Source organism: Bacteroidota bacterium, from assembly GCA_041658205.1.
GTDB lineage: Bacteria > Bacteroidota > Ignavibacteria > UBA10030 > UBA8401 > UBA8401.
Window position 1 is genome coordinate 368815 of record JBBAAO010000002.1, and the last position, 16785, is coordinate 385599.

Annotated in this window: 14 protein-coding genes; 5 read left to right on the forward strand and 9 right to left on the reverse strand. The window is 41.5% G+C overall.

Annotated features, from left to right (window positions below; all coding sequences use genetic code 11):
* Window positions 1–6: 6 nt before the first annotated feature.
* From WDA22_13455 to WDA22_13470, 4 genes are read right to left on the reverse strand one after another with little or no spacing between them, the layout of a single operon-like run.
* Entirely contained in the window at window positions 7–768 is a 762-nt protein-coding gene (locus WDA22_13455) for an ABC transporter permease (GenBank protein MFA5834478.1), read from the reverse strand.
* Window positions 765–1718, reverse strand: a complete 954-nt coding sequence (locus WDA22_13460) for an ABC transporter ATP-binding protein (protein MFA5834479.1) — start codon at window positions 1716–1718, stop codon at window positions 765–767. The genes WDA22_13455 and WDA22_13460 overlap by 4 nt, the downstream gene beginning before the upstream one ends.
* Window positions 1719–1733: 15 nt before the next feature.
* On the reverse strand, window positions 1734–2303 hold the full coding sequence (locus tag WDA22_13465; protein MFA5834480.1) for a CoA pyrophosphatase: 570 nt from the start codon (window positions 2301–2303) through the stop codon (window positions 1734–1736).
* Window positions 2303–3538 carry an FAD-dependent oxidoreductase gene (locus WDA22_13470; GenBank protein MFA5834481.1) on the reverse strand — a complete coding sequence of 412 codons (1236 nt, stop codon included), beginning with the start codon at window positions 3536–3538 and terminating at the stop codon, window positions 2303–2305. Before WDA22_13470 ends, WDA22_13465 begins: the two co-directional genes overlap by 1 nt.
* 174 nt (window positions 3539–3712) lie before the next feature.
* On the opposite strand from WDA22_13470, the gene WDA22_13475 reads away from it, so the two are divergent.
* The 5 genes from WDA22_13475 to WDA22_13495 all read left to right on the forward strand — a co-directional run bounded on the left by WDA22_13475 (window position 3713) and on the right by WDA22_13495 (window position 9085).
* Entirely contained in the window at window positions 3713–4087 is a 375-nt protein-coding gene (locus WDA22_13475) for a hypothetical protein (GenBank protein MFA5834482.1), read from the forward strand.
* Between the two features lie 31 nt (window positions 4088–4118).
* The gene (locus WDA22_13480; GenBank protein ID MFA5834483.1) at window positions 4119–5003 is read left to right on the forward strand and encodes a hypothetical protein; all 885 of its coding nucleotides are present in this window, start codon (window positions 4119–4121) and stop codon (window positions 5001–5003) included.
* A 63-nt stretch (window positions 5004–5066) separates the two neighbouring features.
* The gene (locus tag WDA22_13485; protein MFA5834484.1) at window positions 5067–5909 is read left to right on the forward strand and encodes a hypothetical protein; all 843 of its coding nucleotides are present in this window, start codon (window positions 5067–5069) and stop codon (window positions 5907–5909) included.
* Window positions 5910–5913: 4 nt separating this feature from the next.
* Window positions 5914–7458, forward strand: a complete 1545-nt coding sequence (locus WDA22_13490) for a T9SS type A sorting domain-containing protein (protein MFA5834485.1) — start codon at window positions 5914–5916, stop codon at window positions 7456–7458.
* 196 nt (window positions 7459–7654) lie between these two features.
* A complete protein-coding gene (locus WDA22_13495; GenBank protein MFA5834486.1) occupies window positions 7655–9085 on the forward strand; it encodes an aminopeptidase P N-terminal domain-containing protein in 1431 nt (476 codons plus the stop codon).
* 464 nt (window positions 9086–9549) lie between these two features.
* Here WDA22_13495 and WDA22_13500 read toward each other — a convergent pair whose 3' ends face one another.
* The 5 genes from WDA22_13500 to WDA22_13520 form a co-directional block, all read right to left on the reverse strand.
* Window positions 9550–10620: a methylated-DNA--[protein]-cysteine S-methyltransferase gene (locus WDA22_13500; GenBank protein ID MFA5834487.1), complete on the reverse strand. Its 1071-nt coding sequence runs from the start codon at window positions 10618–10620 to the stop codon at window positions 9550–9552.
* Window positions 10621–10761: 141 nt separating this feature from the next.
* Complete coding sequence (locus WDA22_13505; GenBank protein MFA5834488.1) at window positions 10762–12066, reverse strand: cystathionine gamma-synthase family protein; 1305 nt, start codon at window positions 12064–12066, stop codon at window positions 10762–10764.
* Window positions 12067–12308: 242 nt separating this feature from the next.
* Entirely contained in the window at window positions 12309–14648 is a 2340-nt protein-coding gene (locus tag WDA22_13510; GenBank protein ID MFA5834489.1) for a M1 family aminopeptidase, read from the reverse strand.
* Window positions 14649–14678: 30 nt separating this feature from the next.
* On the reverse strand, window positions 14679–15971 hold the full coding sequence (locus WDA22_13515) for a hypothetical protein (GenBank protein MFA5834490.1): 1293 nt from the start codon (window positions 15969–15971) through the stop codon (window positions 14679–14681).
* A 30-nt stretch (window positions 15972–16001) separates the two neighbouring features.
* Window positions 16002–16772, reverse strand: coding sequence for an SDR family oxidoreductase (locus WDA22_13520; GenBank protein MFA5834491.1), 771 nt, complete (start codon window positions 16770–16772; stop codon window positions 16002–16004).
* Window positions 16773–16785 lie beyond the last annotated feature (13 nt).

A 16785-nucleotide genomic window follows, 5' to 3' on the forward strand; every position in this document is an offset into this window, starting at 1 on the left:
AAAGAGTTACGCTGCTTTTTTTAAAGCGTTTTGAGCAAACCAAAACGAAAGAAGCAGGAACGTGAGAAAACAGACTGCCTCGATCATTATTGTTCCTCCATTCCCAATCCCAATTGTGAGATACCGTAAGATGTCTGTATGCCAAGTGAGTGGATTTGCGTAGGAAATGTAACGCAGCCATTCCGGCACTGCATCCAACGGATAGAACATACTGCTGACGAACATCAGAACGAAGTATGCAACATTGATCAGAGTATTAAAGGTGTCATTACGACGAATCTTGAAAGCGACGATCGACAACGCAAAGAACCAACCCGCAATTCCGGCCATCACCGCTATGATTGTTACAGGTATCAAAGCAATATTTACATTGATGCCGAGGATAAATATTGCGGCGCTCAACGTCAGTGCGGTTTGTGCTAAGGCCATCACGCATTGAAAGATCATTTTCCCTAGAAGTAACTCCCCCCGCGTCATCGGATAGGTAAGAAATTCGTAGAAGATACCGTTATCGCGATCAACAAAAAATCCATATGCTTGATTAATTGCACTTCCGAAACATGCCATTGAGAGTACGCCGGCAAGAAAAAAATCGTTGTACGGAATTGACGTACCCATTGTATTCACGCCGAGTCCAACGGCTTTATTGAAACCGACTCCAAACATTAACAAGTAGAGCAGCGGAACAGCCATATCAAAGAAGAGCCATGTAAAACTGGTAAGCCTTATAAGTGCATCGCGGTAGACGACGGCAGCAACATTCCTCATCGAGTTGTCCTCATCTTCTTACCGTCAATCAATTCAACAAAAACATCCTCCAGCGAAGCGGTGGAAATTTCAAAATGTTTCAATGCACCGGACGATTGTGCCAGCGAAAGAATGTTTAAGGCAACATTATGTTCCCGCACAGTCACTGTTGCTTCATTGTTCACAATCTCAATCTTTACAGGAGCAAATTTTTGAATCAATTCTTCCAGTTCTTTTCCCATCTCGCTGAACTTCAAGGAAAGATAAAACAACTGCAGTCCCATTTTCTTCACATCATCGGTGGTTCCGCTGGCGACAATTTTTCCGTGATTGATAATCGCAATGGAATGGCACAATTCTTCCGCCTCTTCAAGCATGTGTGTCGTCAAAAGGATCGTTCGTCCGCGTTCCGCTTCTTCTCTGATTGCTTTCACTGTTGCTCGTTTGTTGAACGTATCCATCCCGGTTGTTGCTTCGTCCAAAAAAACAATTGGTTTATCAACCAAAAACATTTTTGCCACCTGAACACGTCGTTTTATTCCTCCGCTCAGATCAATCGGTTTTTGATTGATCACGTCGTGTAAGCTGAACAATTCCACCACACGTCCCACTTTCTTCTCGATCTCGGCAGAGGACATTCCATGGAATTTTCCATAGGTAAGGAAATTATGTTTCACGGTCAGAAATACTTCAACGGCGCTTTCTTGCAGCACAACGCAGAGGTTTTTTCGGACTTCCAATGATTTCTGCACAACGTCGAATCCATTGATCAGGACAGTTCCCGAAGTTGGCGGAACGAGTGTGGAAAGAATCTTAATGGTTGTTGATTTCCCTGCCCCGTTTGGCCCGAGCAGTCCAAAAATTTTTCCGGATTCAACGTCAAAGGAAATATCGTCTACGGCACGCAGCGGTGCTTCACGCTTCCGGTGATATTCTTTAACAAGATTTTTAATGGATATTGCGGTGGACATGTCTTTCAATGGTATTTAATGCGATGAAACAAGATCTGTCAACTGCTTAATGATGTGTGCTGTTGCACCCCAGACCGGTTCTTTCCAAACATCGTAAAAATAAACCTGACGCTGAACCCCTTTTAATTCGCGGGTCTCTAAATGACGCAGCGACAGATCGAAAAATTTTTCCAACGGAATTAATAATACTTCGGCAACTTCATCGGGATTTGTTTTTACATCCGTGAAGGATTCAATATAACCGACAATTGGTGTAACAACAAATCCACTTGGAATATAAATATCATCCAATGTTCCGAGAATCGTAATTGATGAACGGGGAATCCCGATTTCTTCTTCAACTTCCCGAAGTGCGGTTGCCGTATCGGATTTATCTTCTTCGTCAACCATTCCGCCCGGAAAAGAAATCTGCCCTTTGTGATGCTCAACCGAATCAGTTCGTTTCGTCAAAAGAAGATGCAAATGATTTTCTTTATTGACAAGCGTTACCATCACACACGCTTTTCGACATCCGACGGGTGACAGTGGTATCCGTTTGTGCGCAGAAAGGATCTCTTTAATATAGTGATGGGTAAAATTGGTCATTAAAATCTGCTCGAATCTCTTCCAAAAACAAATGTCTTTATCCAATCAAATACGACAAGAATTTTATTTTTCCAGCTGACAAGTTTAGTCAAATATGCCGAACGCCAGAATATCCATGTTGAAAACCCTCGTCCTTTTACCTGAGGCAGATCAGCAAGTGCGCGGTTGCTTCCGATATATGCCAGCATTCCCCGATGATGATAGATGAACGGTGTTATTGGACGCTCCTTCGCTAATGCATTCAGACTCTTTGCAAGATAATATCCTTCCTGCTGTGCTACTTGCGATGTTGCCGGAAGAAGATTTCCCTCAATTGTTGCGCAGTCTCCAAGTGAATAAATGTGTTTAAATCCCTTTAGCTGAAAATATTCATTGGTGATCAAGCGTGATCCTCGATCTTTTTCGAACGGCAGCGATTTTACAAATGGTGTATGTGTATTTCCTGTCGACCATACCATCATTCCATACGGAATACGCGAGCTATCCTTCAAGAGGATTTCTTTTTTTTCCACTTTTGCTACTTGAGATTGAAGACGTACAGAAATTTTTTGTCGTTGAAAAATTTTGATTGTGTAATCACTCAGAGCGGCATCAAATGTACTTAATAAAGCATCGCCTGCTTCAAAGAGTGTGATAGTTACATCAGGCACGACGGTGGGATAAGAATCAACAAGATCTTCTGTAAGAAAATCATGAAGCTCTGCTGCGAATTCCACGCCAGTCGGTCCGCCGCCGACAACAACGAAATGTACCAACCGTTTTCTTTCTTCAAAGGGAAGATTGGGTGTGCTGGCTCGTTCAAAATTTTCTATTATCCGCTGACGAATGGCCCGGGCATCAGTCAACTCTTTTAAAAATAATCCGTATTGTTCCACTCCTTCTATACCAAACGTATTGCTGATAGCACCGACTCCGATCACAAGTTTGTCAAACGAAAGGGAAAACTCATTTCCATCCAGCGAATTTTTACATTGAAGAGTATTGTTGACAGTATCAATGCCGGTACAGTACGCATGATAAAAAGTGATATTTTCTTTTGCGCTGCGGATCGGTTCAATAATGGAACGGAACTCAATTGTTCCAACGGTTGTGCTTGGAAGCAGTGGTGTAAAAATAAAATGATTTCGCGGACTTACCACAATCACATCGTACGCCTGAGTATTGATACCCTTTAAAGTGCTAAAAGAGGCAAAGCCGCTTCCAAGAATAATAAGCTTTTGTTTCGCTGATTTCATAATTTGAGAAGTCAATTTCAGATAGAATCCTCTTAAAAATACGTATTTTTTCCTTTATTTTCAGTGAATATCGTGTTGTTACTCACATTGCATCTTAAACTAACCAGTATATTGCTTTGTCAAAGATGCTCAATTAACTATTACAGCTTTGTTACAATCTGTATGGAGATTACGATGAAATCCCGAAAACTATTTTTAATGGTAATTCTTGCTGCTGCTGTCCTAACCTGCGCTATTGCACAGCCGCGAATGGGGAGAGGAGACAGAACGGAAGCACAATTGAAACGGATCATCGAAAAAGTTGGTTTGAGCACGGAACAAAGTATTAAGGTAAAAGAAGTAATACTGAAAGCTCGCGAAGAAGCCCGGGCAGAATTTGACAAAAATGACGGAGATCGTGAATCGATGCGGGAGATCATGAAAAAACGGACCGAAAAAACAGATGCAGAGATTCTAAAGCTGTTAACAAAAGAACAAAAACCAAAATATGAAGAGTATAAAAAAGAACGTCAAAAAGAAATGGAAGAACGAATGAGAGAACGACAATAATCTCATTCAATCACAATTTTAAGGAGTTAGTATGAAAGCAACAAAACAATTTTTTTCTCTTCTGCTGATTACAGGATTGTTCATCTTCGGATGCGAGAAGAGCACAGATCCGCAGTCAGATTCCACTGTTCTCTATGAAGATGCAGCGGAATCTATTGCGGCAGCAATGGGAGATGAAAGCGGAGGTGCAACAGAAAACTTTGCCGATGTGATGATCGCGGGCGGTGGTGGATCTCTCGGTACAATGACACCGATAATGGATGGTGTTGATCTGGTGACAGCAGGAGTTCCAATTTATGATTCAGTATCAGGATGGTGGACTGTTTCCGTGAACCGTTCACAACAGAACAATCTTGTGAAGCGGTCCATTACCAGAGAATACCGTTATCGTTTCCTGAAAAATGGAATCGGTCAAAAAAATTATATTGCCGGAAATGATACGGCAACAACGTTACGCTTTTGGATTGTCAGCGGCACGGGATTTTTCCAAAACTCCAGAGTTTCGCATAGTCTTACACAATTAAAAGGTGCGTGGACTTCGAATAATATTAACAAAGATACCGTGACAATCACGTTAGATAGTAATTATGTCCGATCAGGAACTGATACTATCACAACACGAAATATGCAGCGGACACATAAGAGCACATTAACGCTCACAAGCGTTAATGTAAAAGCGCCAAGATATCGTCCATTATTGAGCACGACATGGAGAAGTAATTTCTATAATGCCATTAGTGGAACCATCAGCGGCAATTACACTGCTGAAATCACGTTCCAGCGGGGCGATCTCTATAAAGAACGTTCTATCAATCGTGATTTTACTGTGACGGTAGGAAGCGGGAATGGAACTCTCTTAATGAATGGGAATAATGGCAGTTTTAAGATTGATATGCAGTACGGATATCGAAAGTAAGAAGAGGTGAATTATTAAGGGCAAAGGGGAAGCATTTATGCTTCCCCTTTTTTATTTTAGACTATGAAATCAATTGTCTTTATCCTAATTGCATCGGCACTTCTCTCTGCCCAGGAATTAAATCTTCCTCAACGGAATGTCGATGCATCAGGCGGAAGTAATTTCAGTGTATCACTTATTCCCCTTACTCGTACTGATCGTGAAGAAGAGATATTTCAACAGGTATGTTCTGGGAATATTCCGAAATTTATTCGCACGTTTGTTCCCATAGAAATTGTGAAAGAGATCAACGGAAAGACGATGCAGTTGAAATATTTTGTCGCGCCGGAATATCTTGCCATTGGCCATGACAGCGATTATTTTCTTTGTCCAATGACACCTTTTCTTGCACAAAGGATTGCAGATTCACTGCATTGTACCTTGCCGACGAAAAATATGGTTGATCAAATCTACAAAGCAGCAACAGTAAAACTTCGTCCTCAGCCAATCCCCCCAGATACAGACATGATAAAAGTACCGCGATTCATTCAACATAATGATTCGGTGCAATCAATCAGAAATCCGCTTCTTGCAACATTTCCGCTCGGTTCACTTGTAGCGGGACATAAAAAAGATATTATTATCCATGAAAAGATCTATTCTCAATTGAGACCGAACAGACCGTCGCCAGTGGTTATTTATGGTTGGCATACAGCGGAAGGTGTTCCGATTCAACCACCAAACAACTGGCATCAAGATACGTATATGGATTACAGTCACGGTGTTCGACTGGTTTTAACGAAAGCATTGCTCGACGGTACGGAAGTATCACTGATTGATTTGATGCGAGATGAAATGTATCATGTATTCATCACCGATTCAGTATTAACCAAACCATATTACAGCATTCCAAAAAAAGTTGAGTAAATATATGAAACAGATCATCCCGATATTTCTCCTGTTCATTCTATTCTTTTCCAATTGTTCGTCACAGCCGCTTCCGTCATCGGTAAAGATGACACCGATTGTTGATCTTGCTCTTCAATCGAGCTTGGTGGTCGTGCCGCAAAAGTTCAAAGGAACAGTCTCTGAAAATCTTTCTCTTTCTTTGCCAACAGGATACACCGCAAAAATATTTCATGTCGGTGGACTTTCGAAACCGCGATTCTTTGCGTGGAGTCCCGACAGTGTGCTGCATGTTGCCGATAAAAATGGGGGTGCAATCGTTGCTCTTCCTGATAAAAATGTTGACGGTGTTGCTGACACGGCTATTATTGTTGCTTCGGGATTTTCAAAATCGCATGATCTTAAATTCTACAATGGTGCAATGTATGTTGCGGAAGAAACAAAAGTGACAAAATGTATTGATGCGAATGGCGACGGTATCTATGAAACAAAATCCACATTTGTTACGATGGTTACAGGAGGACAGCAAGGAGGGGGAGGACATGATACTCGAACGATTGTGTTCGATCCGATAAAGAAAAAAATGTATCTGTCAATTGGATCTCTCTGTAATACCTGCCGCGAAGAAAATCGAGCGATCATTGAAGAGTGGAATGACGACGGAACCGGACGGAGAGTCTTTGCAACAGGGTGCCGCAATGCTATTGGAATGACGTTGCGCAATGGACGATTGTGGGCGAACAATAATGGATTCGATTGGCAAGGAGATAATATCCCTCCTGAATGGATTGACATCGTCCGTGACGGAGGATTTTACGGGTACCCGTATGCGTTTGCTCACGGTGTGTGGGTCAACTTTAATGCCAACGCATCATATCAATCGCTTCTGCCGTTGAATGCTCAAGACAGCGCAAAAGTGAAATCAATGATCCAACCTGGCGCGCTTATTCAGGCTCACAGTGCACCGATGGCTATCGAATTTTCCAACGGATCTTTTCCGCAACAATTTCGCCATGGAGCTTTTTCTGCATTGCGTGGTTCATGGAATAGAACATATGCAACCGGTTTCAAAATAGTCTACTTGGGATTTGATAACGAAAGCGACACAACGGCAAATTATGTTGCAGATTTTGTGCAGGGCTTTTTGACAGATTCCGTTGGTAAATCTGCATGGGGAAGACCTGTTGGAGTGGAAACCGATATGCGTGGCAATCTTTACATCAGCTCGGATGAACTGACGAAATGCATCATCATTGTTTCGCCCTCAACAATTACGAAGGTGAAGAAGGCAGAGGCGGGAAGTCCGTTGCCGTTGGGATTACTGCAAAACTACCCGAATCCGTTTAATCCGAAAACGGAAATTCGATTTTCATTGGAAAGGGAAGAATTCGCGGTGTTGAACATTTATGATGCTGCCGGAAAGATTGTTGCAAATCTGCTCAACGAGAAAAAAAATGCAGGAACACATACAGTGCAATTTGATGGAACGATGTTACCCAGCGGAACATATTTTTGCACACTTCGCGCAGGCGAGTTTCTCGGTACAACACAAATGTCATTGATAAAATGATATCATAAAAGACGGTTTCTCTTTATATAATCATGGACTCCAGAGGTTTATTTTTTCAATTGTGGAAAAGAACAACTGCAATTAAACGAATTTTTAATTGATTCGGTATCTTGACGATTATCGCAATAATTTCCTATCATGTTCCCACTTCCCATTTTTCGTTGTATATTGTCCCACTAAAAATTGAGGAGAAATAATGAAATCTGCATGGTATATCATTCTTGGTTTGGTAACATTAGGAATTGCACAGGAAAATGACGGACTAAAATACATCCAGTATGATACGGACGTTATTACTCCTTCCGAATACAAAACGCGTCGGGATTCTGTGATGAAAATGATCGGTCAGGATGCGGCTGCTGTCTTTTATTCATCACCGGAACGGATGCGAAACGGTGATGTCGATTTTCTCTATCGACAGGCAGATAATTTTTATTATTTAACAGGCTTTACCGAAGCGAACGCATTGCTTATTCTTTCTCCAAAAGGAATTCGCGTAAAAGTGAATGATTCTACAACAATAACAACAAACGAAGTGTTATTTGTTCAGGCACGAAATCCGCAGGCTGAAGCGTGGACAGGGCGTCGCTATGGAACGGAAGGTGCAATGAAGATTATCGGCATTCAATCCTCGTTGCCGAATGATAAATTTAAATCAATTTTTCAGCAGACATTATTTTCCGGGATCAAATATCTCTATGCACAATCAGTGACATCCGATGTCACCGGTCAGTTGCGTGAACTTCTTTCACCCATCGTGTCATATGTTGATAATGCCAAACGATATAATTCAAAAATTGAATTACGTGACCCGAACGCGATCGTCCATACGATGCGCATCATCAAGTCCAAGCAGGAGATTGAGATGCTGCGAAAAGCGAGCGAGATCAGCGCCATTGCCCACAATCAGGCAATGATTTCTGTTGAGCCGGGAATGTATGAATATGAAGTGCAGGCATTGTATGAATATGCGTTTCAACGTCAAGGATCTGAGTTTAATGGTTATCCCTGCATCAATGGGACTGCAGAAAATTCCGTTATTCTTCATTACAATACCAACAGGAAAAAAATTAATAATGGCGATATTGTTCTTTCCGATTGTGCTGCGGAATATCGTGGTTATTCCAGTGATGTGACACGCTCCTACCCGGCAAATGGTAAATTCACCAAAGAACAAAAAGAGATCTATCAGATTGTTTTAAATGCACAGAAAGCAGCAATCGCCAAAATTAAACCGGGAGTGATGTGGAATGAAGTTTCCGCTGCTGCCGATTCTGTGATTGTGGAAGGATTGTTCTCGTTGGGAATTATGAAACAAAAAGAGGGAATGGGATTCAAAAAGTTTTACAATCATGGACTCGGACATCCTGTTGGATTAAATGTTCATGATGTGGGACAACAAATGATGGTTTCCGGAATGCTCTACACCGTTGAACCGGGAATCTATATTCCTGAAAACAGCGAGGGTGTCGATAAGAAATATTTTAATATTGGAATTCGGATCGAGGATGTAATCTTGGTAACCGAAAATGGAAATGAAAATCTTTCCGTAAGCGCAGTGAGAGAAATTTCTGATATTGAATTGTTAATGAAGAAAAAAGGAATTGGCAATCAGCCGTTAAAATAAATTGTTTCCGGCAGATGTAAGCAGAATCAGATTTGTCCAAAACACATTGATAAAAACAACAAGATACTTCACTCACTTCTTTTCTTGACGGAGCAAGAAAAGAAGCAAAAGAACTCCTTACGAAATTTAACGCGCGCGATGAATCCCGTTCGCTCTTGCCCGTTGATGGCGCGAATCGCGCCATCAAAAGTCCCGTCATTCATCGCTTTCCCATTCGCTCAATCCTCCTAAATTTCGCCTGCCCCGCCGTTCGCGAAGCGACACCTTTGGTGCAGGCAGGCACCCACGCACTTTAATACGATCTCTACAATACGGCAAAGAGGGCTTACTACTTGTTTTTTTAAAAAAATATTTGTCCAATTTGAGATACTATGGCCAATTTTGTATTCACTTGCGATTTATTTTGGACGGCAGTGATGCAGAATAAAATCTGCGATTTTTCTGCGACATCTGTGTAATCATTCTTATCTATTCTTCTTTTCAAAATCTAACAGCCATTTCTTACGCCATAATCCCCCACCATATCCGGTCAAACTCCCATCGCTCCCTATCACGCGGTGGCAGGGGATAATGATCGACATTCGGTTGAATCCATTGGCATTGGCCACAGCCCGTACTGCTTTACCGTGTTTCATTCGTTCCGCCTGCTGTTTATAGGAAACAGTTTCGCCGTACGGAATGTTGTGAAGCTGTTTCCAAACTCTGTTCTGAAATTCGGTCCCCGGTGTGATCAACGGAAGATCGAATGTTTTTCGTTTTCCGTCAAAATATTCTTTCAATTGAACCTGCAATCGTTCCAAATGTTTATTAGAGCCGAAGAGAATCGATCCGTGTAATCGTTTACGGATATCGCGCAATTCAAACTCCAGCATTCGTCGGTCAGTGTATTCCAATAAACAAATTCCCTCATTAGTAGCGCACGCAAACATCGGTCCCAATGGAGTAGGAAATCGAGTGATGGTAATGATATTCGTTGCAGAATGATCCGACGGAGCTTTTCCGATAAGTGATCGGAATGCATCGCTGAATCCGCTGAGTGATTCATATCCACTGTCATACGCTGCGGAAGTGACCGATTCTCCTTCCGATAATTTTTTGAACGCGCTGTTGATCCGCATCATCCGTTGGTATGAATGAAATGTGATGCCATGATGTCGTTTAAACCAACGACGGATCCGATTTGGCTCAATATTCATGGAACGGAGGTCGCCATCCTTCAATTTGTCCAACGGATGTTCCGTAATGCGGAAAATTATTTTCTTGATTTCAGTGGGATAATCGCCCACAACGGTCATTGGTGCACAGACTTTGCAGGGACGGTATCCGTGAAGAATAGCATCCTTTGGCGTGGAATAATATTCAACATTTTCCCGCTTCGGTTTGCGCGCGGTGCATGTTGGCCGGCAGAAAATACCGGTAGTTTTAATAGCGGCGTAGAAGGTTCCTTCGAACGTGCTGTCCTTGCGGAGCAAAGCGTTGTACATCGTATCGGCTGTAAGTGTCATAGTTTTTTTATGTTCAATATACTTTTTCATATGGAGCTGTTGCAACCGAAAAATTGACATGGAATTTTTTAAATAATGCTTTATGGTATCAAAAAAAATCCACATCTCAAAAAGCCCTCTAAGATGTGGATTTGATAGTAGAGATTGTTGTTATGCTTAAGTGAAGATCTTCTAAAATGCCTCAATTTCTTCCGATGTTAAATTGAAAACATCCGTCTTTAAATGAATATGATCTAACGCCTGCGCAATATCCGCAATAAGATCGTCATAATGTTCAACACCAACAGAGAGACGGATCAATTTTCCCGTGATATTGAGCTCTATTTTTTCGTTATCATCAAGATCCATGTGTGTCATAGTTGCCGGATGTTCGGCGAGACTTTCGGTGCTTCCTAAACTCACTGCCAGTTTAATCAACTTTAAATTGTTCAGGAATGTGAATGCTTCTTTTTCACCCCCCACAACATCGAAAGACAACATCGCGCCGGGAGAGAGACATTGTTTTTTATATACATCATATTGAACGGGATTTGTCTTATCCAAAAATCCGAGATAGTATACCCGTTCGATCTTTTGATGATGTGCTAAAAATTCTGCAACATGTTTTGCATTATGCGCCTGTGTTTCCATACGTGGTTTTAAAGTCTCCAGGCTCCGCAATAACAACCATCCGGTCCACGGTCCCGCCATATTTCCTAAAAAAGTTCTCAGCGTTTTTATTCTTTTAATGATTTTGGATGAACCAAGCACGGCGCCGGCAATAACATCGCTGTGCCCGCCAATATATTTTGTAGCAGAGTAGAGGACAATATCTGCTCCATGTTTTAAAGGATGCTGCCACAATGGACCAAAGTATGTGTTATCAACGGCAAGATAGACTTCTTTTTCTTTTGTCGAAAAATATGTTGCAATCTCTTTACAGCAGGCAATATCAATAAGATCGAGCGTAGGGTTTGCCGGTGTTTCAATATAGATCATCTTGAGAGTGTCCGCATGTCCGCTCTGCTCCACAATGTCGATCACTTCTTCGCGAAACTCACCCGTTTTGAATCGAATAATATTGATTCCAAATTGCGTTAAGACATGCTGCAAAAAATGTTCTGTTCCACCATACAGAGGAGAACTGTACAAAATAGTATCACCCGGTTTTAAGAATTCCAGCAAGACAGTAGAAATGGCAGACATTCCACTTTCAAAAACAGCACAATCTTCCGCACCATCCCACAACGTCAATCGATTCTCCAATATTTCCAGATCGGGATTATTGATGCGGCTGTAAATGAGACCGAGCTTTTCATTCGGACGTTGTTCCCGTTTGCCATAGGCAACTTCGAAGAATGCTTTTCCTTCTTCAGCTGTTTTAAATACAAATGTGGAAGTTTGAAAGATCGGACACTTAATTGCCCCTTCAGACCATTCGGGATTGTAACCGTAGGACATCATGAGGCTTTCTGGATGTAAGTTTTTATTATTCACAATTGTTTCCTTTCAATGTTTAAAATAAAAAACAGATTGAGGATCACTCAACAGTCAATTGAAAGAAGAACAAATTCAGAAATGAACGCGTGCGTAGGTTGTTTTTGGTTGAGGCATGTGAACCTCTTGAATAGCAGTGACAAGATTATTATTTCTCAAAGATACCGCGTTAATGCTCGGCATGCAACATCCTAAAAGGAATTAGCAAACCCAGTGCATATTCAACGGAGTACATTATCCGATTAATCCCAATCCTCGTCTTCAATTTCGCACAAAACGGATTCAAGATCGTTGAATTTGATCTCTTCCGGTTTCAAAGGCATCAATGGAAATTCGAATTCCGTGACCGGACCTTTGACGAGATACCGCAATCGGGCGTATCTCTTCTCGCCAAAATCAATCAAGAACGGAACATACATTTGAAAATCGTCCGGGACATTAGCCTGCTTTACCGTACAATGAACTTTATATTTTCCATTCTCCTGTTTTTGTAATTTATAAAGGATGGAATACGTAGGAATTTCTGTGTTATAGACCCATTGCTTGAAGAACCAATCCATCGGAATATTAAAATATTTCTCGGTGATTTTTTGAAAATCGGCTGTTGACACGCTCTTGCCGCGATTAGTTTGGTAGAATTCTTTCATCATTCCCTGGAAAACATCTTCTTTCATAGTTTTTAATTCAAGCGCCATATTGCGAAGCATGTGGAGCACCCAAGCTCCTTTTTTGTAAATGATAAGACTGTAATCCCCCTCCGTTGAACTCGAACTTGTTCTATACCCCAGCCAGATGGGACCTGCTTCCTGTCCGCTTCCTAGAAGATATTTCCTGTTCGACATGATCAGTGTCTTATACTTCCGAAGTTGTTCAAAGAATTTTTCATTGTCGTGAATAATCACCTGCATATACCACAATCCGGAATAGTCCGCGAACGCTTCGCTTAGCCATTGATCATGATATGTATTGAAATTGACACCGATTCCCCACCATTGATGGGCTACTTCGTGGGCGCGGAAAATTTCATCCGTTCCGTCGCTTTCCGTGTTTTGAAATGTGGACCAGGAGAGATGGACCAGGCCGGGGAAGGCCTCTCCATGTCCTCCGGGAATTTCAATTGCGGTGAATTGTTGTGTTGATGCTTTTCCATAGAGATGCTGAAAAAACCGGATACTGTTTTCGATATCTCCGGCAACCTGTTTGTCCATATCTTTTCCCGATAGTACGCCGGCTTGGGAAAGATAATTTTTCAATTGTGCATCATGTGCATTCGAAACATACACGGTGATTGGCGGAGTGCTGTCCGGACTAGCGGTATATTCTTTAAATCTTCCGATCATGAAGGATGCATTTCGTCCCGGTGAAGCAAGTTTCCATTCTGTAACCGTATTATCGCCATCGCTTGCCGTCGATACTTTTGTTCCGATACTTGTAAATTGATACAGCGTCGGTACAGAAAATTTAAGATCGTACGTTGATTTCTCTCTGTATTTCAGCGTATGCGGATACCACGAGGTAGATGTTTTTAGCGAATACCATCCTTCATCCCGATTGATGATCTCTCCTTGGGAATAGACGATCATCGTATACGTTTGTCGTTCCTTAAAACCAGCACTGTCATACAGCCAAAATAATCCGGATTCCTTCAATCGGACGAAGTCAGCTTTTTTACCGTCGCTCCAAACTATTGAATCCACATTCATAGTATGATAGAGAGAGAATGGAATCCATTTCCGTGACTCAACTTCATTGATAAACGAAATGGTGCAATGCGATGTTAATGTAAGATTATTGGCAAAACGGTTGTCCATAGAATAGTGTAATATCTCTGCCCCCATTTTTATTCCGGACTGATATATAACTGATACACCTGCAGTATTTTTCTTATGAAATTGAACGATAGTCTCTCGATATCCTGATGGAGAGAGCAGGTATCCGCTTTGCAGCATTTTTCCGAAGGATATTTCTTCATCTTCATATGGATCGATGTTGAAGAAAAACGACTCGCTCTTCTTTTTATAGAAATGAGCGTAAAACATCTCCTGTGAATCTTGAAAAAGAAATGGTCGGAGAATATCAAAATCGAATTCATCAGTATCGTCGTTTCGAAACATCAATAACGAATGTTCAACTGCGGATTTTCCGTCGGAAGGCATCTCAGTTTTGACGAATGCACAACGCCGTGAAAGCTCCGTAAATGTTGAATCTGTGAAGATCAAAAAAAGAGTTTTAAATTCAAGCGGAAAAAGACGTTCGTCAAAAAACCGATTCAGCTGCTTTTGTTCAATATCCGATGGCGGAACGATAGTTGCTGACCCTTTTCCTATGAAGAGAAGAGCATGGAAGTTATTGTTCAATGACGGAAGCTGATAGAGGGTGCCGGAGGTAAGAGTAAATGTTGCGGCGTCTCGCACAAACGAAATATTTTCGATTGGAGATGACAAAACACTCTGAGAGGAGAGTTGTGACAATTCCGATGTAATCCGCCAATATTCCTTTATTGCCAAAGTTTGGGTCTCTTCTTTTTTTCCTGCAGTGAGTAATTGGGTAAGGATAAAAAAAAATGACAAGAAAAACTTCATATGGAATTCCTTGAAAACTATTGAGTAGTATTATTTTAAGTCGCTCGGCATCCTTGGAGACGAAATCAATTCGCCAAAGACTGACCATCGTTTTGCCGCAGTAGGTTTTTTTCCAGATTTTTTTTCAACATAACCTCGGACCAAATCTTGTCCAAGATTATAATTGATGACATAACTTCGATATTTTTCAATGAAACGTATTCGTTGTTCTGCTCGAGCAGAATCGAATAATGCATATGTTGTTAACCAATGGAGTGTTTGTTCTTTGTCGAATGTTCCATCTAAATATCCCCGCGCTGCTTCATTTCCGGCGTAGGCAAGTTTTCCGAAAAGCGACTGAATTTGATAATAATGTTCAGCTTGCGATGCGTCGAGTCCTGCGAGAGGAAAAAGAGTATTCTTCTCAAAATTAAGCCGTTCCACATCCGGCAGAACTACTTCAATACCGTAATTCGCGCTTCCTTCTGCAATAAGTGACTGTGGACTAAAGAGAGGATAAATACAAAATTCCATCCATCCTTTTTTCCGTAATAATTCTGTTTCGAGTAAAACATTATACACGTGATGACCGGGATATCCTTCGTGTGCGGCAAGATCTACGGCGCGATCAATAAAAATGGGAAGGTCGGTATTTACTTGAATAATGCTGTGAGCATTTCCCTTATACCAATTGTATCCACTCCAAGGTTTATTGTTTACATATTCAACAACAAAACTTTCATGTTCCGGCAGGGAAATAAATTGTCTTGTCCTGGTTCGACATTCGATGATTGCTGTTTGGAAGACTGTATCCAATTTTTCTTTTGGAATAATAAATTGATTCCGGAATTGTTGATACCGTTCGCTGACCGTTCCTGTTCCTGCGGGAAGGAATTTATCAAGATCGCGAAGAATTCTTTTGAAGTGTGTTTCGGAATATTTTGGAGGAGTTGCATCGTATAATTTTTTCGCTTCATCATTAAACGAATAGTGGACACCCATCAGCATATTAATTTTTGCAGATGCGGCAGTCAGTTGTTTGTGCAAATATGATTTGCGAAGTGTCAGAAGCACATCTTTTTTGGGGACGCGAACCCGTTTCAACCGGGTGATGATCGCTTCGGTCCTGTCCAGTAAAGCTGTTAACTGGTACTTCATTTTTTTTGCCGATTCCTGCCAATCTCCACGTCCGTAATATGCATCTACATAGTCAGGGTCATGCTGGCCGATATCGAGCACTAAGCGAACATACTGTTCAGCAATATCATCCAATGTAATTGGGGGGTTCTTTTTTTGTGCGATGGAAATCATCGTGATAAAAAAAAATAGGAAGAATAGTTTCATAGTTGTACCAAATTGTTCGTGGATATCAAATTATTTTCGATGAACCATTGTCGGCGAGGATTGGTCAGTCGCCATCAAGATTATATTATTCACATTCACATGGGGAGGCCTGGTTGCCGCCCAGACGATCGATTCAGCAATATCTTCCGGTGTCAGCGGAGTTAATCCTTCGTACACTTTTTTTGCCCGTTCTTGATCTCCATGAAAACGCACGATACTGAAATCAGTTTCCACTAATCCGGGATCGATAGACGTTACGCGGATTGGAGTGCCAAGAAGATCCATTTTCATTCCTTGAGAAAGAGCATTCACCGCGAATTTCGTTGCAGCATAAACATTTCCTTTTGCATAGGTCCAATGTCCGGCAACGGAGCCGATATTGATGATATGTCCTTCGTTCCGTTTAATCATTCCCGGAAGCACTGCACGTGTTATGTACAACAATCCTTTTACATTTGTGTCGATCATTTCATCCCAGTCTTCAATCTTCGCATCCTGTATATTGTCCAATCCGCGGGAAAGTCCGGCATTATTGAGCAATACGGAAATACTTTTCCATTGGTCGGGAAGAGCGGCTAAGGCTTTTTCTACGTCGGATTGTTTCCTGACATCAAGTTGAAAAGCATATGAATCGATGTTGAATTGTTTTGTAAGATCGCTTGCAAGCGATTGAACTTTTTCATTCCGTCGTGCGCAGATGAGGATTCGGGCTCCGCATTCAGCAAATTTAACCGCAGTAGCTTTTCCAATTCCGGATGATGCTCCGGTAATAAAAACGATTTTATCTTTGAGGGGATTCATAGTATATGCTCAA